This is a genomic window from Mesorhizobium sp. WSM4810, assembly GCF_055811235.1.
In genome coordinates, this window is sequence record NZ_JBVVQV010000005.1 from 278,811 (window position 1) to 300,788 (window position 21,978).

General features: G+C 62.8%; 22 protein-coding genes. 14 read left to right on the forward strand and 8 right to left on the reverse strand.

Annotated elements, in window-relative coordinates; translation table 11 throughout:
* Positions 1–14: 14 nt before the first annotated feature.
* The gene (locus AC0L3O_RS10415; RefSeq protein WP_473615495.1) at positions 15–1,193 is read right to left on the reverse strand and encodes an acetyl-CoA C-acetyltransferase; all 1,179 of its coding nucleotides are present in this window, start codon (positions 1,191–1,193) and stop codon (positions 15–17) included.
* Between AC0L3O_RS10415 and AC0L3O_RS10420 the strand changes: the two genes are divergently transcribed.
* Positions 1,180–1,371, forward strand: coding sequence for a hypothetical protein (locus AC0L3O_RS10420; protein WP_473535722.1), 192 nt, complete (start codon positions 1,180–1,182; stop codon positions 1,369–1,371). The genes AC0L3O_RS10415 and AC0L3O_RS10420 overlap by 14 nt on opposite strands.
* A 135-nt stretch (positions 1,372–1,506) precedes the next feature.
* Positions 1,507–2,118 carry a polyhydroxyalkanoate synthesis repressor PhaR gene (gene phaR, locus AC0L3O_RS10425; protein WP_287230006.1) on the forward strand — a complete coding sequence of 204 codons (612 nt, stop codon included), beginning with the start codon at positions 1,507–1,509 and terminating at the stop codon, positions 2,116–2,118.
* Between the two features lie 95 nt (positions 2,119–2,213).
* Here the strand turns inward: phaR and AC0L3O_RS10430 are convergent, their stop codons facing one another.
* Complete coding sequence (locus AC0L3O_RS10430; RefSeq protein WP_473482274.1) at positions 2,214–2,660, reverse strand: hypothetical protein; 447 nt, start codon at positions 2,658–2,660, stop codon at positions 2,214–2,216.
* 101 nt (positions 2,661–2,761) lie between these two features.
* On the opposite strand from AC0L3O_RS10430, the gene AC0L3O_RS10435 reads away from it, so the two are divergent.
* The 3 genes from AC0L3O_RS10435 to AC0L3O_RS10445 all read left to right on the forward strand — a co-directional run bounded on the left by AC0L3O_RS10435 (position 2,762) and on the right by AC0L3O_RS10445 (position 5,591).
* Positions 2,762–3,451 (forward strand): TetR/AcrR family transcriptional regulator, encoded by a 690-nt coding sequence (locus AC0L3O_RS10435; RefSeq protein WP_473482273.1) that lies wholly within the window; start codon positions 2,762–2,764, stop codon positions 3,449–3,451.
* 189 nt (positions 3,452–3,640) lie between these two features.
* Positions 3,641–4,423, forward strand: coding sequence for a 3-hydroxybutyrate dehydrogenase (locus AC0L3O_RS10440; RefSeq protein WP_128182015.1), 783 nt, complete (start codon positions 3,641–3,643; stop codon positions 4,421–4,423).
* Positions 4,424–4,460: 37 nt separating this feature from the next.
* A complete protein-coding gene (locus tag AC0L3O_RS10445) occupies positions 4,461–5,591 on the forward strand; it encodes a patatin-like phospholipase family protein (RefSeq protein WP_027152943.1) in 1,131 nt (376 codons plus the stop codon).
* 12 nt (positions 5,592–5,603) lie between these two features.
* Here AC0L3O_RS10445 and AC0L3O_RS10450 read toward each other — a convergent pair whose 3' ends face one another.
* A complete protein-coding gene (locus AC0L3O_RS10450; RefSeq protein WP_473535719.1) occupies positions 5,604–6,200 on the reverse strand; it encodes a TetR/AcrR family transcriptional regulator in 597 nt (198 codons plus the stop codon).
* Between the two features lie 117 nt (positions 6,201–6,317).
* On the opposite strand from AC0L3O_RS10450, the gene AC0L3O_RS10455 reads away from it, so the two are divergent.
* The 6 genes from AC0L3O_RS10455 to AC0L3O_RS10480 all read left to right on the forward strand — a co-directional run bounded on the left by AC0L3O_RS10455 (position 6,318) and on the right by AC0L3O_RS10480 (position 14,067).
* Positions 6,318–6,779, forward strand: coding sequence for a (2Fe-2S)-binding protein (locus AC0L3O_RS10455; protein WP_473615496.1), 462 nt, complete (start codon positions 6,318–6,320; stop codon positions 6,777–6,779).
* A 2-nt stretch (positions 6,780–6,781) separates the two neighbouring features.
* Complete coding sequence (locus tag AC0L3O_RS10460) at positions 6,782–9,055, forward strand: xanthine dehydrogenase family protein molybdopterin-binding subunit (protein ID WP_473535717.1); 2,274 nt, start codon at positions 6,782–6,784, stop codon at positions 9,053–9,055.
* Between the two features lie 127 nt (positions 9,056–9,182).
* Positions 9,183–9,332 carry a hypothetical protein gene (locus AC0L3O_RS10465; protein ID WP_287282408.1) on the forward strand — a complete coding sequence of 50 codons (150 nt, stop codon included), beginning with the start codon at positions 9,183–9,185 and terminating at the stop codon, positions 9,330–9,332.
* A 120-nt stretch (positions 9,333–9,452) separates the two neighbouring features.
* Positions 9,453–10,631, forward strand: a complete 1,179-nt coding sequence (locus tag AC0L3O_RS10470) for an efflux RND transporter periplasmic adaptor subunit (RefSeq protein ID WP_419695037.1) — start codon at positions 9,453–9,455, stop codon at positions 10,629–10,631.
* Positions 10,632–10,633: 2 nt separating this feature from the next.
* Entirely contained in the window at positions 10,634–13,810 is a 3,177-nt protein-coding gene (locus AC0L3O_RS10475; protein WP_287238289.1) for an efflux RND transporter permease subunit, read from the forward strand.
* A 98-nt stretch (positions 13,811–13,908) separates the two neighbouring features.
* Positions 13,909–14,067, forward strand: a complete 159-nt coding sequence (locus AC0L3O_RS10480; RefSeq protein WP_091593346.1) for a DUF3309 family protein — start codon at positions 13,909–13,911, stop codon at positions 14,065–14,067.
* A gap of 114 nt (positions 14,068–14,181) precedes the next feature.
* On the opposite strand, the gene AC0L3O_RS10485 is transcribed toward AC0L3O_RS10480, so the two are convergent.
* On the reverse strand, positions 14,182–15,141 hold the full coding sequence (locus tag AC0L3O_RS10485) for an NAD-dependent epimerase/dehydratase family protein (protein WP_473535716.1): 960 nt from the start codon (positions 15,139–15,141) through the stop codon (positions 14,182–14,184).
* Between the two features lie 94 nt (positions 15,142–15,235).
* On the opposite strand from AC0L3O_RS10485, the gene AC0L3O_RS10490 reads away from it, so the two are divergent.
* Positions 15,236–16,147 carry a LysR family transcriptional regulator gene (locus tag AC0L3O_RS10490; RefSeq protein WP_473615498.1) on the forward strand — a complete coding sequence of 304 codons (912 nt, stop codon included), beginning with the start codon at positions 15,236–15,238 and terminating at the stop codon, positions 16,145–16,147.
* On the opposite strand, the gene AC0L3O_RS10495 is transcribed toward AC0L3O_RS10490, so the two are convergent.
* The 3 genes from AC0L3O_RS10495 to AC0L3O_RS10505 all read right to left on the reverse strand — a co-directional run bounded on the left by AC0L3O_RS10495 (position 16,105) and on the right by AC0L3O_RS10505 (position 18,625).
* The gene (locus AC0L3O_RS10495; protein ID WP_473524014.1) at positions 16,105–17,301 is read right to left on the reverse strand and encodes an MFS transporter; all 1,197 of its coding nucleotides are present in this window, start codon (positions 17,299–17,301) and stop codon (positions 16,105–16,107) included. The two genes, AC0L3O_RS10490 and AC0L3O_RS10495, sit on opposite strands and share 43 nt — an antisense overlap.
* Positions 17,302–17,493: 192 nt before the next feature.
* Positions 17,494–17,802 (reverse strand): DUF1244 domain-containing protein, encoded by a 309-nt coding sequence (locus tag AC0L3O_RS10500; RefSeq protein WP_023797020.1) that lies wholly within the window; start codon positions 17,800–17,802, stop codon positions 17,494–17,496.
* A 25-nt stretch (positions 17,803–17,827) separates the two neighbouring features.
* Complete coding sequence (locus AC0L3O_RS10505; protein WP_128170617.1) at positions 17,828–18,625, reverse strand: N-formylglutamate amidohydrolase; 798 nt, start codon at positions 18,623–18,625, stop codon at positions 17,828–17,830.
* A 245-nt stretch (positions 18,626–18,870) separates the two neighbouring features.
* Between AC0L3O_RS10505 and AC0L3O_RS10510 the strand changes: the two genes are divergently transcribed.
* Complete coding sequence (locus AC0L3O_RS10510) at positions 18,871–19,359, forward strand: DUF1036 domain-containing protein (protein WP_023797022.1); 489 nt, start codon at positions 18,871–18,873, stop codon at positions 19,357–19,359.
* Positions 19,356–20,792, forward strand: coding sequence for a pyruvate kinase (gene pyk / locus AC0L3O_RS10515; RefSeq protein ID WP_023797023.1), 1,437 nt, complete (start codon positions 19,356–19,358; stop codon positions 20,790–20,792). The genes AC0L3O_RS10510 and pyk overlap by 4 nt, the downstream gene beginning before the upstream one ends.
* A gap of 33 nt (positions 20,793–20,825) precedes the next feature.
* On the opposite strand, the gene AC0L3O_RS10520 is transcribed toward pyk, so the two are convergent.
* Entirely contained in the window at positions 20,826–21,893 is a 1,068-nt protein-coding gene (locus AC0L3O_RS10520) for an alpha/beta fold hydrolase (RefSeq protein WP_473615500.1), read from the reverse strand.
* Positions 21,894–21,978 lie beyond the last annotated feature (85 nt).

The following is a 21,978-nucleotide window of genomic DNA, read 5'->3' on the forward strand; positions in this document are numbered from 1 at the left end:
CTTTGAAGATGACTTCACAGCGCTTCCACGCACATGGCGACCCCCATGCCGCCGCCGATGCACAGCGTGGCAAGGCCTTTCCTGGCACTTCTGCGGCGCATCTCGTAAACCAGCGTGTTGAAGATGCGGGCCCCGGAGGCGCCGATCGGATGGCCGATGGCGATGGCACCGCCATTGACATTGACGATCGACGGATCCCAGCCCATGTCCTTGTTGACGGCGCAGGCCTGGGCGGCGAAGGCTTCGTTGGCCTCGATCAGGTCGAGATCGCCGACCGACCAGCCGGCCTTGGCCAGCGCCTTGCGCGAGGCGGGAATAGGCCCGGTGCCCATGATCTGCGGATCGACACCCGCGGTCGCCCAGGACACGATGCGCGCCAGCGGCGTGATGCCGCGCTTTGCGGCTTCCGCTTCGGTCATCAGCAGCACGGCGGCGGCGCCGTCATTGATGCCGGAGGCATTGGCGGCGGTCACCGTGCCGTCCTTGTCGAAGGCCGGTCTCAGCTTGGTTATGGCCTCGATCGTGGCGCCGTGGCGGATATATTCGTCCTGGTCGACAATGGTGTCGCCCTTCTTGCCCTTGACGGTGAAGGCCACGATCTCGTCCTTGAATTTGCCGGCCTTCTGCGCGGCCTCTGCCTTGTTCTGGGAGGCCAATGCGAGCTGGTCCTGGTTTTCGCGGGTAATCTGGAACTGGCGAGCGACGTTTTCGGCCGTGTTGCCCATGTGGTAGCCATTGAAGGCATCCCACAGCCCATCCTTGATCATGATGTCGATCATCTTGTAGTCGCCCATCTTGACGCCGGCACGCAGGTGTTGAGCGTGCGGGGCCAGCGACATCGATTCCTGCCCGCCGGCGACGATCACCTTGGCATCGCCTGTCGCGATCTGCTGCATACCGAGAGCAATAGCGCGCAGACCTGAGCCGCAAACCTGGTTGAGGCCCCAGGCGGTGGTTTCCTTCGGCAGGCCGGCTTCGATAGATGCCTGGCGGGCGGGGTTCTGGCCCTGAGCCGCGGTCAGCACCTGGCCGAGGATGACCTCGTCGACCTCCGCCGGCTCGACACCGGTACGGGACAGCAACTCCTTGATGACGACGGCACCAAGCTCATGCGCGGGCGTGGCGGCGAAGGCGCCGTTGAAGGAACCGACGGGCGTGCGCGCCGCACTGGCGACAACGATGGCAGCGGACATGTTCTTCTCCACACTTCGAGGTATCGAGGTTTTGGTATCGCAGTTTTGTATCGTCAGGGCTTTTCTTGCCCTTTCAATGATCCAAGTCAAACCGGAAATGGGCATACCGGCCATGCGTCGCAAGCAGGTTGCGCATCGTGGTGGATACAGCCGGCCCATTGCTGCGCAGCATTTCTAGCCCGCCGTGCAGCATTAATTGATGCCGCACTGCACAAACCGCTTGGAATTGTGACGCTTTTGCGCATATCCTTGAAAAGGCGCAATCGTTACCGGCAGCTTACCTCAAGTGCGCCGGTGTCCCGGGAGGATGCTGATGGCCGCGAAAGACGAACCGATTATCATCAAGAAATATGCCAATCGCCGCCTCTACAACACCGGCACCAGCACCTATGTGACGCTCGAGGACCTTGCCGAAATGGTCAAGAAGGGCGTGGAGTTCACCGTCCAGGACGCCAAGACCGGCGACGACATCACCCATCCGGTGCTGACCCAGATCATCTTCGAACTGGAGAACAAGGAAGGGCAGAACATGCTGCCGATTCCGTTCCTGCGCCAGTTGATCGCTTTTTACGGCGACCAGATGCAGATGATCGTGCCGAGCTTCCTCGAACAGTCGATGATCGCCTTCTCGAAGGAACAGGAACGCTTCCGCGAGCAGATGAAGGGTGCGTTGGGCAAGTCGCCGCTGGACATGATGAAGATCGCCACGCCGATCAAGGCGCTGGAAGAGCAGACGCGCCGCAACATGGAGATGTTCCAGAACGCCATGCGCCTGTTCACGCCCTTCCCACCGGCAGGCTCGAATGGCACTTCCGCAGCGCCGGCGGAGCCGACCAGGAAAGAGACGTCGGAAAAGCCCGACGACCTTCAGGAACTGAAGGAACAGATCGCCGCCATGCAGCGCAAGCTCGACACGATGTCGTGATCGCCGGCCGGACCAAGCCCGGCCGAAATCTCTCATCAGCAGGCCGTGTCAGAAAATCTCCGCCTCGAATGAGGCTGGGTCCCGCCCGATCCGCGCTATTTCGTCGTCACCGTCACCAGAGCCGTAACGGGTTTGCCGTCGACGAGAATGGGCTTGTGATGATCATCGGCAAGTAGGACGCCGATCACATGCTTGCCGGCGGCATCCGGGCAATGGCCGAAACGAGCCTTGACAAGATCGCCGCCAAAGTCGCTGTTCATGCTGTTGTACGGCTTGCCGGGGATGTTGCAGGTGTCTCCGGCGGGATCGATCTTCATATGCAAATGGCCGCATTGGCTGACGCCGTCGCATTCACCCGCTGGCAGAAGCGCGAAGTTGCTGCTGACGACGACGCCTATCGCCTTCTCTGGGTCATTGCCGAGTTCGATGAACGAGCCGGCCGCCGGCCAGACGATTTGCAGGGTTGGCCGATCTTCGGCCTGGGCAGACCCGAGCGACAGTAAAGAGAAAGCAAGGGCAGTCGTTGCGATGATGCGAAGCATGGTAACCTCCATTGATGTTGTAAGCACTGATTACATATGAAACGCCTGGACACAAGAAAATAATCAGTGATTACATGTCGGCGTTGTGCTATTTCGCAGGCATGACCAGCCCCACGGATACCGGCGAAGCCGCCCACCCCAAGCGCTATCATCACGGCAATCTGGTCGAGGCCTTGATCGCTGCCACCGTAGAGATCATCGAAGAGCGCGGAGCAGAGCATGTCTCGGTGCGCGAGGCGGCAAAACGTGCCGGCGTTTCGCCCGGCGCGCCATTCCGGCATTTCCGCTCGAAATCAGCACTGCTGACCGCCGTCGCCGAACAGGCGATGAACCGGCTGACCGAGGCCGTTGCCGATGCACAGTCCAAAGTCGGCAGCGCAGATCCCATTGTGGCCTTCGAAGCGATCGGGCAAGGCTATCTGGAGTGGGCGATCAGCAATCCCACGCATTTCCAGATCATCAGTTCTCGGACGCTGATCGATTTCGACGCGTCGGACAGTCTTCGTGATCAGAATGAAGCCGTTCGCCGGAAAATGATCGACCTGCTGACCCAAGCGCAACAACAAGGTCGGCTTGCCCCGGACACCGACTTCGATCATCTGGTGCTTGCCGCCCGCGCATTTGTCTATGGCCTGGCACGCATGGCGATCGATGGTCATTTCCCGGAGTGGCATCCGTCCGAGCCGCCATCGCTCGCCGTACGGAAAGCTCTGCGTCTTTTCATCAGCCAGATGACAAATCCCGAAACGCAATCTTACGAGCGCCCTGAAGTGGCTTCCGGGGATCGCTGACAAAACTATCTTCGCACTGCAAAACCTGTCTTCGCACTGGTGTCAGGCGTACAGCTTTGAGTGAGGGTGTCCTCTTTCATAACGAAAATTTCATATCATCGCCACTGAGTGCCGCTGTTTTTGCGCCACACGAGGCATATATGCTGCACTGCAATATGGTCCGTTAGCGCCGTAACGAAGGATTTCGCCTTGCCCAGCAGAAAAACCGCCATCGTCACCGGTTCCACCTCGGGCATCGGCCTGGCAATCGCCCATGCCCTCGCGGCCGATGGCTGCAACATCGTCGTCAATTCCTTTTCAGACACGGCCGACGACCAGGCCGTCACCGATGCGATCGCCAAGCATCACGGCGTGAAGACTGTCTACATCAAGGCAGATATGTCGAAGCCGGCCGAATGCCGGGCGCTGGTCGCAAAGGCAGCCGAGAGCTTCGGCTCGGTCGACATCCTGGTCAACAATGCCGGCATCCAGCATGTCGCGCCGGTGGAAGAATTTCCCGTCGAGAAGTGGGACGCCATCATCGCCATCAATTTGTCGTCGGCCTTTCACACCATCGCCGCCGCCATCCCGCTGATGAGAGAAGCCGGCGGCGGCAGGATCGTCAACATCGCCTCGGCCCATGGGCTGGTCGCCTCGCCGTTCAAATCGGCCTATGTCGCGGCCAAGCACGGCATCATGGGACTGACCAAGACGGTCGCTTTGGAACTGGCGCGCGACAAGATCACCTGCAACGCCATCTGTCCCGGCTATGTGCTGACGCCGCTGGTCGAGGCGCAGATCCCCGACCAGATGAAGGCGAACAAGATGGACCGCGACACGGTGGTCCGCGAGGTCATGCTCGACAGGCAGCCGACCAAGGAATTCGTCACGGTCGAGCAAGTTGCCGCTGCCGCGGTATTCCTGTGCTCGGATGCGGCAGCGCAGATCAACGGCACGCAAATCTCGGTCGACGGCGGCTGGACCGCGCAGTGATCCATCCAATGGCTCTCTACAGATCAAGGACAACGCCATGACGACAAACGGCAAGGCGGAGGAGCCCAAGAAGATCAACGTCGCGCTGCAGGGCGGCGGCTCGCACGGCGCCTTTTCCTGGGGCGTGCTCGACCAGCTGCTGGAGGACGGACGGCTCGACATCGCGGCGGTTTCGGGCACCAGCGCCGGCGCCATGAACGCGGTGGCGCTGGCCGACGGCTTCGTCCGCGGCGGCGTCGAGGGCGCGCGGCAGAAGCTCGACGATTTCTGGCGCGCGGTGGCGCGGAAGGGCCGGTTCAGCCCGGTGCAGCGCATGCCGTGGGACGTCGCCTGGGGCAACTGGTCGATCGAGAACACGCCGGGCTATCTGTTTTTCGACACGATGTCGCGGGTGTTTTCGCCCTATGTCGCCAACCCGCTCGGCCTCAACCCGCTGCGCGACGTGATCGAACAGGAGATCGATTTCGGCAATGTGCGCGCCTGCAAATCGATGGAGCTGTTCATCTCCGCGACCAATGTCGAGACCGGGCAGTTACGCGTCTTTTCCGATGGCGAGATCGATCTTGACACGGTGATGGCGTCGGCTTGCCTGCCGCAGCTGTTCCGCGCCGTCGAGATCAAGGGCGTGCCCTACTGGGATGGCGGCTATGGCGGCAATCCGGCGCTGTTCCCGTTCTTCAAGACGACTGCCACCGAGGACGTGCTTTTGGTGCAGATCAATCCGGTGGTCCGCGAGGGGACGCCGAAGAGCGCCAACGAAATCCAGAATCGCATCGACGAGATCACCTTCAACGCCGGACTCTTGCGCGAATTCCGCTCGATCGCCTTCATCAAGGAGCTGATTGCCGCCGGCCGGCTGCCGCATGGCGAATACCGCGACATCCGCATGCACCGCATCGATGCCGACGAGGCATTCAAGGACCTGTCGGCATCGTCCAAGGTCAATGCCGAATGGGCCTTCCTGACCTATCTGCGCGACCTTGGCCGCACCGCCGCCAGCGACTGGCTGGAAGAGAATTACGACGCCGTCGGCAAGCGGCCGACGCTTGATCTCTCAGGCGAGCTCGACGACGGCTTCAAGCCGATGCGTGGACCGGCACCGGGGCGGCGGGTCAAGGAGTTCCTCGCAGCACGCAAGAAACCCGAGGCAGCGCGTCGCCGAGCCTGAGGCGTTTAGTTGTCAGTTTTTTTGCAAGGCTAGATCGATCACCTTGATCAGCGCGGCCGCAGCCTGCCGCTGCTCGTCCGGATCGCTGATGCGCATCTTCATGCCTTCCAGCCCGTCGAGCAGCATGTCGGCCAGCAATTTTGCCGACAAGCCGTTGGCGGTGAGATCGACGCCATTGCGTCCGGCTTCGCTCTGGATCGCTGCGGCGATATGCTCGGCAAACCGGCTGCGCCAGCAGCCGATCAGGTCGGCGAGACTCGACTTCATGTCAAGCAGTTCCGCGCCATGCGGCGAGCCGTGGACGGTGCGCGTCATCGAGATCAGCGCTTCGTCGATGGCCCGCATCGTGCGCCCGGCAAATGGTTCTTCGCCGGCGAGTGCCGTTTTCGCCTGCTCGAGCGAGCGGGAGAGCAGCATCAACGCAATGGCGCGATAAATATCAGTCTTGTTCTTGAACTGCAGATAAAGCGCCGGCCGCGACATGTCGGCGGCACGCGCGATGTCGTCCATGGTGGTGCGGGCGAAACCATAGGCCAGAAACACCTTCATCGCGCTGTCCAGAATGCGGGCGCGCTTGGGGTCGGTGGCGATGTCCTCGATCTCGATCATGGCGCGACTTTATCCTGCTAAAGCTCTATTGACAAAATGACGTAATTTGTCAAGATGTATAAGGGCGAATGGCCGACCGGCCTGCCCGGGCTGTGGACGACAACAAAGGGTATCCCCATGCGCCTCACCATCGACGGGCAGGCATTCGACGTCAATGCCGATCCCGAAATGCCGCTGCTGTGGGCGCTGCGCGATCTCATGGGCAAGACCGGGCCGAAGTTCGGCTGCGGCATCGCCGCCTGCGGCGCCTGCACGGTGCATGTCGACGGCCAGCCGGTGCGCTCCTGTTCATTGCCGGTCGGTGAGGTCACCGGCGCGGTCACCACGATCGAAGGCATCGGCACCGAAGGCGGACTGCATCCGGTACAGCAGGCATGGCTGGAAGAGCAGGTCGCCCAGTGCGGCTACTGCCAGGCCGGCCAGATCATGAGCGCGGTGGCGCTGCTCGACCAGGTTGCCGAGCCGACCGATGCCGATATCGACGATGCCATGGGCGGCAATCTCTGCCGCTGCGGCACCTACCCGAAGATCCGTGCGGCGATCAAACGAGCGGTCGTGCTCAAGACGGCGGGGATCTGACCGTGGCCAGTGTCGGAAAGATCGCCCGCCGCACGTTTCTCATCGGCACCGCTGCCATCGCGGGCGGCATCGCCGTCGGCTATTACTATTATCGCAAGCCTTTTCCGAATCCGCTGGAAGGCGACCTCGCGGCTGATGAAGCGACCTTCAACCCCTATGTGAAAATCGGCGCCGACAACACCATCACCATCGTCGCGCCGCGCGCCGAGATGGGCCAAGGCATCTCGACGACGCTTGCTGCCATGGTTGCCGAAGAGCTCGATGTCGGGCTCGACCAGATCAAGGTCGAGCACGGCCCGGCCTCCTACGCCTATTTCAATGCGGCGATCCTGGAAGAGGGCGGTCCGTTCGCCTTCTTCGATGAAAGCATAACCGCGGAAATAGTGCGCGCCGGCATGGGCGTGGCCGGAAAATTCCTCGCCCTGCAAGGCACCGGCGGTTCGACATCGACGCTCGATGGTTTCGGCAAGATGCGGGAGGCAGGCGCCGCCGCGCGGCAGATGCTGATTGCAGCGGCCGCGCAAAAGCTCGGTATAGCTGCCGCCGATCTGGAAACGGCCAACGGCTCGATCCTGCACAAGGCATCGGGCAAGTCGCTGACCTATGGCGCGGTCGCTGCGACCGCTGCGACGATGGCGCCGCCCGCGGAAATCAGGCTCAAAGACAAAGCCGGCTGGAAACTGCTCGGCAAACCGCAAAAACGCATCGACATGCTGGCCAAGGTCACCGGGGCGCCGATCTTCGGCATCGACGTGACGCTGCCGGAGATGCTGTACGGCACGGTCAAGATGAGCCCGCGCTTCTGGGCCAAGCCGGTCAAGGCGGATTTTTCGAACGCCGAGAAAATGCCTGGGGTGATCAAGATCGTGCCGATCGACACGAATTACGGCCACGGCTTCGGCATCATCGCCGAAAACACCTGGGCGGCGTTCAAGGCGGCGGAGGCGATCGACGCCGAATGGGCCGATCCCGAATATCCGCTGGACAGCGCCGGCATTTCCGAGGTGCTGAAGCAGGCGCTCGGCACAAAAGGGTCGGTGATGCGCGACGATGGCGATGTCGATACCGCCTTCGCCGACGCGCCGCGCGAAAGGATCGTCGAGGCCGACTATGCCGTGCCTTATCTGGCACATGCGACGATGGAGCCGATGAACGCCACGGCGCGGCTTAAGGACGGCGTCCTCGACATCTGGTGCGGCAACCAGGCGCCGACCTTGGTGCGGCAGCTTTGCGCCAATGCTGTCGGCATTGAGCAGGACAAGGTCAGCGTCCACACCGCCTTCATGGGCGGCGGCTTCGGCCGACGTATCGAGGTGGATTATGCGCTCTGTGCCGCGCTGATGGCGAAAGAAACGGCAGGCCGGCCAATCAAGGTGATTTGGACGCGCGAGGAGGACATGCGCCACGACGCCTACCGGCCGGCTTCGGTCGGCAGATTCCAGGCGCGGCTTGGCAACGACGGCATACCGGTCGCCGTCGACATGACAATCGCCTCGCCATCGGTGATAGCCAGCACCTTGCGCCGGCTGTTTCCCTCGATCCCGCCGCTTGGCCCTGACAAGTCCATTGTCGATGGGGCCTACGACCAGCCCTACACCATCCCGCATTACCGGGTCAGCGGCATCGCTGCGCCCGCCTCCATCCCGGTCGGCTTCTGGCGATCGGTCGGCTGCTCGATCAACGGCTTCTTTCATGAGGGCTTCATGGACGAGATCGCCACCGCCGGGAAAACCGATGCGGTCGAACTGCGCAAGATGCTGATGGCTGCCTATCCGGCAGCGGTGAAGGTGGTCGAGAAGGTCGCCGAAATGGCGAAGTGGGGCGAGGCGCTGCCCGCCGGCAAGGCCAAGGGCATGGCGTTCGCGCTGTCCTTCGGCAGTTGGGTCGGCGAGATCGTCCAGGTCGCCGACACGCCGTCCGGAATCCGCATCGAGAAGATGTGGATCGCCGCCGATGTCGGCACCGCGCTCGATCCTGATATCATCGAGGCGCAACTCATCTCCGCCGCCATCTACGGCCTGTCGGCAGCGATGGGTCAGGAGATTACTTTCGCCGACGGCATGGTCGATCAGTCGAATTTTCATGACTACGACGCCATGCGCATCTCCCAGTGTCCGGCGTTCGAAGTCGCCATCCTGGAGAATTTTCACAAGATGGGCGGCGTCGGCGAAGTCGGCACGCCGCCGGCGGCACCGGCACTGGCCAACGCCATCTTCGCACTGACAGGCGAGCGCATCCGGACACTGCCCTTGTCGAAGGAGGTGACCTTTGCATGAAATATTCCCATCATGCTGACAGCTGCTGCCATGCTGTTTCGCTGGCACCTCCCAGCGGCAGAGGAAAGCCAAGGCACGGCACCGATGACGGTCCATGCAGCCAAGGGTTTGTCCGAGGGACGCGGTCTTGCGGTTGCTTTCGCATGCGCACTGCGCCGAATGGATGTTCGCAGACGAACGGCTGCGCTGGTCCGGCGCGCCTCATGGCGGCGGCCGCATCCTGCCCAGCGAAGTATTACCCATCAACATTTCTGACTATATTGCGGTGCAACTTTGATGTAGAAGCTCGTTCGCCGATCACGGCAAGTTGAACACGGCCTTGCGCGCACCCATATCGGCGACGCGCCCGAGTTACAAGACGCGGCCTGGCCGAATCCCGCGCACTGGAAAAATGACGATGCCGAAGTACAGGTTTCACAAGCTTGCAGCCATTGTTGTGCTTGTCGGATTCGCTGCGTGGATGGCGACGGGCGAGTTCTCGTCCGTCGGCAGCGCGGCCGCCGACAAACCCAAAGCGGGGGAGGTCGAGCAGCCAAAGGCGCCTGACGCCGGCAAGGCCAAGCCCGCTGAGGCAGAGCAGCCCAAGGCGCCGTTGCGCACCGTCGCGATCTTAACCCCGCCCAGGCGTACCTATGCGCGCGCCATCCGCATTTCCGGACTGACCGAAGCCGACAAGCGCGCGGTGCTGGCGACCCGGGTCGACGGCATCATCGACAAGCTGCCGGTCAAGCAAGGACAGCACGTCAAGACGGGCGACCTCGTGCTGATGCTTGCCACCGAGGAAAAGCTTTCGGCGCTCAGCAACGCCAAGCAGCTTGTCGCGCAGCGTCAGGCCGAACTCGATGCGGCCTCGCGGCTTGCGAAAACCGGCAATCTGCCCAAGCTGCAGCTCGACAACGCCCGCTCCACCCTGACCTTAGCGCAGTCGATGCTGGAAGCGATGCAAGCCCAGCTTGATCGCAATGAGGTGAGGGCTCCGTTCGACGGCGTCATCGACCGGGTGCCGGTGGAGCTTGGCAGTTCCGTGATGCAGGGTGGCGAGGTGGCAACCATTCTGAGCCTCGACCCTGTGATCGCCCGCGGCGAGGTCAGCGAGCGTGATCTCGGCTATCTGAAGATCGGCGACAAGGCGAATGTACGGCTGGTCAGCGGCCAGATCGTCGAGGGCACCGTGCGCTACATCAGCCGCGACGCGTCGTCCGCCACCCGCACCTTCCGGGTCGAGATCGCAATCCCTAATCCTGAGGGCACCATTCCTGCCGGGATGACGGCCGAAATCGGGCTGAGCGCGCAGCCGACCGACGCAGTCATGCTGCCGCGCTCCGTGGTCACGCTCGGCGACAAGGGCGATCTCGGCATCCGCGCCGTCGACAAGGACAACAAGGTCGTGTTCTTCCCGATCGATCTGGTCGACGATACGCCAACCGGCCTGGTGCTCGGCGGCATCCCTGCCGATGCGCGCATCATCGTCGCCGGCCAGGAACTCGTGAAGGAAGGCGAAGTGGTCAAGCCGGTCGAGGCCGACCAGGCGACCATCCAGAAGCTGCTGGGCGAAGCGACGGCCGGGACGCAGTAATCATGGATATCGTCAAACTCGCAATCAGCAATGCCAGGCTGACCATCTCGGTGCTGGTGTTCCTCATCCTTGCCGGTGCGGTCGCCTATCAGTCGACACCGAAGGAAGCGGAACCCGACGTTCCGATTCCGATGATGTATGTCAGCCTGATCTATCAGGGCATCTCGCCCGAGGATTCGGAACGCCTTCTGCTGCGGCCGATGGAAGCCAAGCTGAAGAGCCTCAAGGGGCTCAAGGAGATGCGTTCGGCCGCCTTCCAGGGCGGCGGTTACGTGCTGGTCGAATTCCACCCGCAGACGGATCTGGCGACGGCGCTGCAGGACACGCGCAGCAAGGTCCAGGACGGCAAGGCCGACCTGCCGCAGGCAGCCGAGGAGCCTGTAGTCTCCGAAGTCAACGTCTCCGAATTCCCCGTCCTTGTCGTGACGCTGTCGGGCGAGGTGCCCGAGCGCGTTCTGACGACGGCGGCGCGCGAGTTGCGCGACCGCATCGAGGAAGTGCCTGGCGTGCTGGAGGGTTCGCTGCAGGGCGCCCGCGACGATCTCGTCGAAGTCGTCATCGATCCGATGAAACTGTCTTCCTACGGGCTGCAGCTAGAGCAGCTGATCGGTGCGGTGGGCGATTCCAACAGTCTTGTCGCCGCCGGCAACATCGAAGGGTCCGAGGGCAAATACGCGGTCAAGGTGCCGTCGCTGATCGAAACGCCACAGGACGTGGCGGCGCTTCCGATCGTCGCCGGCCCCAATGCCGTGGTGCAGGCCCAGGATATCGCCACCGTCCGCTCCACCTTCAAGGACGCCGAGACGGTGACCCGTCTCGACGGCAAGCCGGCGATCGCCATCGAGGTGAAGAAGCGCATCGGCTCCAACCTGATCGACACGATCGCCCAAGTGAGGGCCGTGTCCGATGCCTTCATAAAGACCATGCCGGAAGGCATGCACGTCACCTACACGCAGGACAAATCGGTCTTCGTCAACCAGTTGCTCGGCGATCTGCAGAACCACGTCATGATCGCCGTGATCCTGGTGTTCATCGTCATTCTCTACGCGCTGTCGGGCCGTGCCTCGCTGCTGATCGGCCTGGCCATTCCATCGTCCTTCCTGATCGGCATCCTGCTGTTGGCTATGATGGGCTACACGATCAACATGATCGTGCTGTTCAGCCTCATCCTGGCGGTCGGCATGCTGGTCGACGACGCCATCATCGTCACCGAATTCGCCGAGCGGCGGATGAGCGAAGGCATGCCTAAGGCAGAGGCCTTCGCGCTTGCCGCCAAGCGCATGGCCGGTCCGGTCATCGCCGCGACGATGACGCGCATCGCCGCCTTTTCGCCGCTGCTGTTCTGGCCGGGCATCATCGGCGACTTCATGAAATACATGCCGATCACGCTGATCGTCACGCTCTCGGCCTCGATGCTTTATGCACTGGTTTTTGCACCGGCGCTGGGCGCCTTGTTCGCCAAGGCGCCGCCGCATCACGAGAACGACAACCGCGACGGCTGGTACATGGCGGTGGTCAAGCAGGCGGTTCGCTTTCCCATCACCGTGCTTCTGCTCACCGTCGGCCTCTTGTTCGGTGTCGGCTTTGCCTATTCGAAATACGGCGCCGGCGTCGAGTTCTTCCCGAATGTCGAGCCTGACTACGGCCTGCTCTATGTGCACGCCCGCGGCAACCTTTCGCTCGCCGAAATGGATGCCGCCACAACGACCGCGGAAAACCGGCTTCTCGGCTGGCCAGGCGTGAAATCGGTCTATACCCGTGTCGGCAAGACGCAAGGCGGCGGCCAGGACATTCCTGAAGACGTGGTCGGCGTGATCCAGTACGAGTTCGTCGACTGGCGCGAGCGCAAATCGGCGAACGCCATCCTGGACGAACTGCGCGGCGTCATGGCCGGCATTCCCGGCGTCGACGTCGAGGTTCGCGTGCCCGAGGCCGGCCCGCCCACAGGCAAGCCGATCCAGATCAGGCTGTCAGCCGTCGACCCGAAAGGTCTCGACGACAAGGCGCGCGCCGTCGCCGCACGCATTGCCAAGGTGCCCGGCGTCATCGACATTTCCGACGGCCTGCCGCCGCCTGGCGTCGACTGGGCGCTCGACGTGGATCGCGCCAAGGCGGCGCAATACGGCATCAGCCCGACGTCAGTCGGCACGGTGGTGCAACTGGTGACGAACGGGCTGAAGCTCAGCGAATACCGGCCGGCCGGTGCGGACGACGCCGTCGACATCAGGCTGCGCCTGCCCGAGGACCGGCGCACGCTGTCGACCCTCGACGACCTCAGGGTGCAGACGTCGCAAGGGTCGGTGCCGATCTCGAATTTCGTCGTGCGCAAGCCCGAGCCGACCGTCGGCATCCTCAACCGCATCGACGGCGCGCGCACCGTGGTCGTCCAGGCCAATGTCGCCGCCGGCGAGCAGGTCGCTTCTGTCCAGCAGCAGGTCAGCCAGGCTGTCGCCGAAGTGGATCTCGGCAGCGGCATACGCTGGAAGCTTGCCGGCTCGAACGAGGACAGCGCCGAGGCCAGCGCTTTCCTCAGCAAGGCCTTTGGCGCGGCGATCTTCCTGATCTTCCTGGTGCTTCTGATGCAGTTCAACAAGTTCACCAGCGTCTGGCTGGTGCTGTCCTGCGTGGTCATGGCGACCGTCGGCGTGTTCCTGGGATTGCTGTTGACTGGAGAGGCGTTCGGCATCGTCATGTCGGGCATCGGCGTCATCGCGCTGGCCGGCGTGGTGGTGAACAACAACATCGTGCTGATCGACACCTACGACCGGCTGCGCGAAGAGGGCTGGGACAAGATGGACGCCGTGCTGCAGACTTGCCGCGAACGTGCCCGCCCGGTGGTGCTGACGGCGGTGTCGGCGATCCTCGGCGTGCTGCCGATCGCTTTCGGCCTCGGTCTCGAAATCTTCCATCACGAGACGACGATCAACGCGCCGTCGACGCAATGGTGGATTTCACTGTCCTCGGCGATCGTCTTCGGCCTGTCCTTCGCCACCTTGCTGACTCTGGTGGTGACACCGTCGATGCTGATGGTGTTCACGCGTAGCAAGAACAGCCGCTTCTATGCATTCTTCCGTCGGGTGTTCCGGCGCGGAACGCCAGCCAATGCGACTATGGAGACCTCCGCAGGGCCGGGCTTGCTCGACGAGCCGGCGATTGACTTCTCGAAGGCCGCCGAATAGGTCGCTCCCTTCAGCCCAGGTAGAAAAGGCCGCCGGGAACAACCCAGCGGCCTTTTGCATTGTCCTGTCATGGAATGCCTCAAAGCGGGGAGTTTCTCATGACGCTCAGCACCATTCTCATCATCATTCTGATCCTCATTCTGATCGGCGCGGTGCCGGCATGGCCTCATTCGCGTTCCTGGGGTTATGGTCCCTCCGGCATCGTCGGCGTCATCCTGATCGTGCTGCTGGTGCTGCTGCTGATGGGCAGGATTTGACCCGGAGTTGGTGCACGAATGCTACAGCGCTGCGCGTCCTTTTGGACTCACAGCGCTGTAGCATTTGATTTTGCGCATGGTCCTTTCCGAGCCTTCGGTTCGAAACGCACGTTTTCAGGCAGCTTTCGAAACGCCATCAATCGTGGCCACACCGATATCATCGAGGGCTTCTGCCACCGCCCTATCTAGCGGCGTATGCGGGATCGTGCCGAGGATGCTTTCCAGTCTTGCCGAGACCAACTGGTGTGGCTCGAAGCGGAGATAGGACATCGAGACGAGCTCGCGCCACATCGCCACGAACGGACTGCCGGCGCGCAACACCCACCACGGCATCGACGTCAGTTTCAACGTGCGCCCGAGCGCCTGCTCCGCGGCGGCCTTGATCTCCAGATCGGTAACGGCGTGGCCGGGAAAGTTCAGCGCCTCGTAGGTGCCGAGCTTGTCGAGATTCTTAGTCAGTCCGACGAAAGCCTTGGCCATATCAGGCAGATAGGCCCATTCATGCAGGAGATCGGCCGGCCCGGGGGCGGTATAGACGCCCTTGTCCATCTTGGCGGCCACCATCAGATCGAACCACGATCCGGTGCCGGTGCCGCCGAAGAAATCGCCGGCTCGCAGCAGAATGGTGCGCACTCGGCCTGCTTCGGCCTCGCGGCGGAAGAGGTCTTCCATGGCGACGCGGATGCGGCCCTTTTCCGTCGTCGGGTGGAATGGCGTGTCTTCGGTGATGACCGTCGGCATCGGCGAGCCGTAGTTGTAAACGCTGCCGGGAGCGAGGTGCAATGCGTGGTTCGCCCGGCACGCGGCCATGACGTTCTCGGCCATCGGCAGGCACTTGCCCCAGTCGGTATAGATCGGGTTGAGGCCGTTGAAGATGATGTCGACGCCTTCGGTGGCGCGGATAAGCGCTTCGCGATCGAGCCCGTCGCCGGTGACGGCCGCCGAGCCGATGAGTTCTGCCGTTATCTTGCCGCTGCGGGTGATGGCGCGGACATCATAGCCGGCGTCGATGAAGGCCTTGGCAACCACGCGGCCGAGCCGGCCATTGGTTCCCAGAATTGCGATCTTGGTCATGTTTGGTTTCCGTGTTTGCGTTACGGTCACAATATGATCCGCCCGCAAACGAATGGAAATTGACTGAATCTGGCAACATGATATTCAGTTTTGAATGGAAATCGACTGGAATCTGATCAAGAGTTTCGTCACCGTGGCGGAAACCGGCAGCCTGTCCGCTGCCGCGCGCAAGCTGGCTGCAAGCCAGCCGACGCTCGGCCGCCATATCGCCGAGCTGGAGCAGGCGCTCGGCGTCACCCTGTTCCGGCGCGGGCGGCGCGGCTACGCGCTGACGGAAGCCGGCAGCACGCTCTACGAACGCGGCCGGGCGGTGAGCGAGCAGGCAAGCGCCTTTTCGCTATTGGCGCTGGGATCGGTCGAGGCGATCGAGGGCACGGTGCGCATTGCCGCCAGCGAGGTGGTGGCGGCCTATGTCCTGCCAGAGATGACGGCGCGGCTGGGTGCCGAGGAGCCCGGCATCGAGGTCGAGATCGTCGCGTCGAACCAGGTCGAGAATCTTTTGCGCCGCGATGCCGACATCGCTATCCGCATGGTCAAGCCGGCCCAGAACGAGGTGGTGGCGCGCAAGGTGGCAGACATTCCGCTCCGCGCCTGCGCGGCAAAATCCTATCTCGACCGGCGTGGCCGTCCGCGCGAACCCGGCGATCTTGCCGGCCACGACCTGATCGGCTTCGACCGCAGCGATGAGATCATTCGCGGCTTTGCCCAATTCGGTGTCCTGCTCACCCGCAATGCCTTCCGCTTCAGGACCGACAACCAAATCGTGCTGTGGGAGGCGGTGCGGGCGGGAAACGGCATCGGCTTTGGCCAGGAGCCGCTGGCCGACCGCGATCCGCTGGTGGAGACAGTGCTGCCGGGCCTCGGGCTGCCGACGCTGCCGGTATGGCTGGCCATGCACCGCGACGTACGCACCAGCATGCGCATCCGCCGTGTCGCGGATTTCCTCTATGAGGAGTTGAAGCGCTATTCGGCCGGGGCCGCGTCAGGCGCGAATTCGGCGCGGTGAGCGAGCCCGGCCATCAAGAATACGACGACCAGCAGTCCCGACAAAGCGACAAAGATCGGACCGAAGCTTGAATGCTCGGCGATGAAGCCGATTGCCGACGGCGCCACCAGAATGCCGGAATAGCCCATTGTGGTGACGACGCTCATGCCGGTGCCGGACGACATGCCTTCCTGGTTGCCGCCGGCCGAAAACAGGATCGGCACCATATTGGCGATGCCGAAGCCGCAAAAGGCAAAAGCTGAGATGGCGAGCCAGGGCGAGGGCGCCAGACCCGCCACCAGCATGCCGGCAGCGGCGACAAGCGCCGAAACGCGCAATGTCGTCACGGCGCCGAAACGGTTGCGGACGCCGTCGCCAACGAAGCGCATGACTGCCATGACGCCGGAAAAAGCGGCGTAGGCCAAACCAGCTACGGCGAGGTCGGTGCCGAGTTCCTGTTGCAGGTAAAGCGCTGCCCAGTCGAGCACCGCACCCTCGGAGATCATCGTCATCAGCGCCATCAGCCCGACCAGATAGACCAGCGGATTTCCAGGCAGCGCGAACTTGCGATGCCCGATTACCCCCGAGGATGCTTGGACTGGCTTGTCCTCCGCGATCAGGTAGCGGACTGCCACTGCAATCACGGCGAAAGCGAGCGCCGTCACCACCGTCGCATGGGCGAGATGACCGTAATTCTGGATGGCGAGGCCACCGAGAGCGCCGCCGGCGAAACCGCCAAGGCTCCAGAAGCCGTGCGAGGACGACATGATGGCCCGGGACAAGCGCCGTTCCACCGTGACCGCATTGGCGTTCATGGCGACATCCATGCCGCCGATCGAACCGCCAAAGATGAACATGGCGATGGCCGCTAGCGGCACGTTTGGAGCCAGCGCCACAACCAGCAGCCCGAAGCTCCCGATGAGGCCGAACCAACTCAGCACGGTGCGCGACCCATGCCTGGAGATCAGGTGGCCGCACCAGGTCATCGCTGTGACCGCGCCGGCGCCGAACAGCAGGATCAGCAGGCCAAGCGTGAACTTGCTGATATCCAGCCGGGTCAGCACCACCGGGATCTGCGGCGCCCAGGCGCCGGTCAGAAAGCCATTGGCCAGGAAGATGGCCGCCACCGCCCATCGTCCACGAATGGCGGCCTGCATGCGGTTTAGCGTGTCCATCGTAGAATCCGATGCGAAAAATAGTTTCGCGCCGCAAATTAGATCGATTCAATCCTCAGTCAAGCGCTCGTTCTTGAAAAGTGCTTGGGCCAAACGGCTCGCTTGCACCCAGGTTGATGAAGCCGATCTGGTCGGGCTTTGTTCGACCACGATCTTATCCGAAAACCGGTTTCCACTTTCGGGATCGTGGTCTCAGTGATCCCTGGGGCGTCTTGCCTCGAACTCGGCCTTCTTGGCATTGGAGGCGTCGGTCTGGTTGAGCGCCTGCCATTCGGCATAGGGCATGCCGTAGATGATCTCGCGCGACTGGTCCTTGCTGAGATCGACACCCTCGGCCTCGGCGGCATCGCGATACCAGTTGGAGAGGCAATTGCGGCAGAAGCCGGCGAGGTTCATCAGGTCGATGTTCTGTACGTCCGTGCGTTCGCGCAGATGCGCGACCAGTCGGCGGAAGGCGGCGGCTTCGAAATCGCGTTTCTGCTCGTCGCTGAGTTCGGTCATGTGTTCTGGGCCTCCTTGGGCCTCCTTAGAGCGGCCCGGTGCGCGAGCCGAATCGTTTGACCCGATGTATATCGGGACGGCGATTGATCGCGTCAACGATCGGCGCCAGCCGTTCGGCCCAGGCGACCGCATCCTGCCGATCGGCGATCAGGTCCTGACGGATTTCGATCAGCGCATGGGCAAATCCGTTGACGATGGCATGTCTGAACATGGTGTCGCCGCGCAGCGCGCCGTCGTAGGGCTCATTGTCGCCGACGACAAGGCTTTTGTCCTCGGCGAGCATGTCGATCAGCGGTCGCGCCACCCGGTCGTCGCGATCCCACAAGATGCCAACATGCCAAGGGCGCACGAACCCCTGCATGAAGGGGGTGAAGGAATGCACCGAAAGGATAAAGGGGGCGTTTGCGCAAGCCTGCGCCACCGAGGCGATCATGGCGCCGACCGCATCGTGATAGGGTCGATAGAAGCGGTCGAGCCGCCTTTCACGTTCTTTCAAGGTAAGTGGATAATTCCCCGAAATGACGGTGCCGTCATAGAGTTGGCGGATCAATGTCGGATCGTCTTCGCCGCGATTGGGATCGATCAGAAGCCGCGAAAAATTGGCGAGTACCGCCGGCACGCCGAGCAAAGCGGCCAGTTCGCGCGTCACCGTCTCGACACCGATGTCGTAAGCGATATGGCGGTCGAATTCCGCCGCCGGCAGGCCGAGGCTGCCATACTCTTCCGGCAGGTCGCGACGGGCGTGATCGGCCAGGAGCACGATGCCTCGCTTGCGATCGCCTTCGACGACGTCGAAAGGCGCGAAAACTGTGGATCGGGTCATCGGCGGGAAATGGTATGTTCGCTGGCTTCCAGGGAGGATGGTATCCTCATTCCACGAAGGGGACGATTACGCAATGCCGTCGTTTGGCCACGGTTTCTGCGGAAATCTGGCAGAAGGCGACCAACCGTGCGCCGAAGCCTTTCTAAATCGATTGGAATTGAGCGGAAGGGCGCGTTGACATGCGCCCGGACTTTTCCGAAAAGGGGCGTTGAGAGATGCAAATGTGGTTCTTGAGAGGTTTCAGGATGGGTTCCGCCGGCAGGCCGCGTGTGCGCTATGCCTTCGCCATGCCGTTCCTGACCTTCGCTGTGGGCCTCGCCGCGATGGTTGCTGCCTCGCCGGCGCGCGCCGATTTCCGTGTCTGCAACGCCACGCAGAACCTGGTCGGCGTCGGCATCGGCTATCGCGCCAAGGCCGGCTGGATCACCGAAGGCTGGTGGCACATCGAGGGATCGAGCTGCAAGACGTTGATCGAAGGGCCGCTGTCATCAAGATTTTACTATCTTTATGCAGAAGACGCCGAGCGCGGCGGGCGCTGGGATGGCCCGATCAACATGTGCGTGGCCGAAAAAGAGTTCAAGATCGCCGGCGTTAGCGATTGCGTCGCCCGGGGCTTCCAGCGCGCGGGATTCCAGGAATATGACACGGGCGAGCAGGCAAGCTGGATGGTCCAGCTGACCGATGACCCCGCAACGGGGGGCGTTCCAGCCGCCCCGGGAACAAACAGTCAATGAGACGCAGCCGCAAGGTCAAGATACTCGCCACCATCGGTCCGGCCTCCTCCTCCGAGGACATGCTGAAGAAGCTTTTCGAAGCCGGCGCCGACGTGTTTCGCATCAATATGAGCCACACCGATCATGAATTGATGCGCACACTTGTCGGTCGCATCCGCACCGTCGAGAAAGCGGTCGGCCGGCCGATCGGCATTCTCGCCGACCTGCAGGGACCCAAGCTTCGGGTCGGCAAGTTTGCCAACGGCAAGGAGACGCTGACACTCGGCCAGACCTTCACGCTCGACGACAATCCCGAGCCCGGCAACTCGACCAGGGTCTATCTGCCCCATCCGGAAATCCTGAGATCGGTCGAGGCCGGTCACCGTCTTTTGATCGACGACGGCAAGCTCGAGCTGAAGGCGGTGGAGAGCGACGGACAGGCGATCGTCTGCACCGTCGTCGCCGGCACCAGTATCTCCGACAAGAAGGGCGTCAGCCTGCCCGACACCGACCTGCCGGTCGGCGCGCTGACCGAAAAGGACCGCAGCGATCTCGATGCTGTGCTGGCCACCGGCGTCGACTGGGTGGCGCTGTCGTTCGTGCAGCGGCCGGAGGATCTGGCGGAAGCGCGCAAGATCGCGCGCGGCCGGGCGCTGATCATGGCCAAGATCGAAAAGCCGCAAGCCGTCGCCAGGCTGGCCGAGATCATCGAACTTTCGGACGCACTGATGGTTGCCCGCGGCGATCTCGGCGTCGAAATGCCGCTCGAAGCCGTGCCCGGCATCCAGAAGCAGATCACCCGCGCCGCGCGCCGCGCCGGCAAGCCGGTGGTGATCGCCACGCAGATGCTGGAATCGATGATCACCGCGCCGGTGCCGACCCGCGCCGAGGTGTCGGACGTCTCGATCGCCGTGTTCGAAGGCGCCGACGCCATCATGCTCTCGGCCGAATCCGCGGCCGGCGCCTACCCGGTCGAGGCGGTGGCGATGATGAACCGCATCGCCAGCAAGGTCGAAACCGACCCGACCTATGCCGGCATCATCAATGCGCAGCGCTCGGAGCCGGAAGCGACCGGCGCCGACGCCATTTCGCTTGCCGCCCGCGAAATCGCCGAGACGCTGAAACTGTCGGCGATCATCAGCTATACGGCGTCCGGCACGACCGGCCTGCGCGCCGCGCGCGAGCGGCCACAGGTGCCGATCGTCGCCCTGTCGCCGATCGTCAACACGGCGCGGCGGCTATCGCTTTTGTGGGGCACGCATTGCGTCGTCTCGCCCGACGCCATCGACCTCGACGACATGGTCGACCGCGCCTGCCGCATCGCTTTGGACGAGGGGTTCGGCAAGCCCGGCGACCGGGTCATCATCACCGCCGGCGTGCCGTTGAGAACGCCCGGCTCCACCAACATGCTGCGCATCGCCTATGTCGGATCGGACGTGCAGGCCCGCCGCTAGGCTTGGCCGTCGCTTCGAGTGATTTCGGTTGCTCTAAATTGGCGCGAGTTCGGCTTCCGGGGCTTTGATGTCGGCGCATTTGCCGGCACCGTAGGTGTCGCCGGCAATCCTGATTTCCACGGCCTTCGCCATTGCCTGGAGGTCCACGTCCCTGCCGGCGACCTTTTCGATCGCGCCGACAACGAGATCGGGTGCTATCCAGTCTGGCTTGTGGCCGAGATTGCGGACCCAGACCAGTTCGGCCCCGGCGATATCGCGGACGAGGCCGGCCGAATGGATCGTTGCATAGACCACCTTGTCGCGGTCGCCCGAGATGACCACAGTCGGCGCCTTGATATCGCGGTAGTGCGGTGCGGCATCGAGCGTGTAGCGATAAAGCCCGGCGACATCGGTGGCGTTGGCACGAAAGGCGTTCGGCCGAAGCACCAGCGGGATCGCGACCTCGGCGACATAGAAGTCCGGCACCTTGTTGGGGGCAAAGACGCAGGCGGTGGCGGCATTCATCTGCAGCGTTCCCGACGGATAGGTCAGCGTTTCGGAAAAAAGCCGGCCGACGATCGGAATGGTCGTCAAATTGTAGTACCAGGCGGTCGCGCCGCCCGGCCAGGGATGGGTGGCAGGCGCCATGAACACCAGGCCGAGCGTCTTGTCGGGATGCTCGCGGCCGAAGGCGGTGGTCACCGAGCCGCCGAAGGAATGGCCGGCGATGATGGCTTTCCTGATGCCGAGATGGTCCATCAGCGCTGCGATGGTGCTGGCCTGCGCCGATGGGGTCTCGTTGTTGCCGGGGCCGCGCGCCGACCAGCCTGCACCCGGGCGGTCGAAGAACAGCATCTCGGCACGGCCTTCCAGCAAGGGCCTCAACGGCAGCATCTGATCCCTGAGATTGGCACTGGCGCCGTGGATAAAGACAATCGGCGGCAGTTCGGCGTTTTCCCGCGCCGGAACGTAAACGTAGTGGATGCGGGCACCGTTTATATCCGCGAAGTCGCCGCTCGGCGGATTGCGGCGCTCGATCAGCCATGAACCGGCGCGGGTGACACCTGCAAGGGTGAACACAAGCGCCAGGAGGAAGGCGAGCGCGGGGTAGATCGGGTTCATGGAGAGAGGTACGGACCGGAGCGAAATTAGTTCACAGTCTAGCTAAAAAGACTTTCACTTAAGTGGAATTGTCCGCCAACTGGGA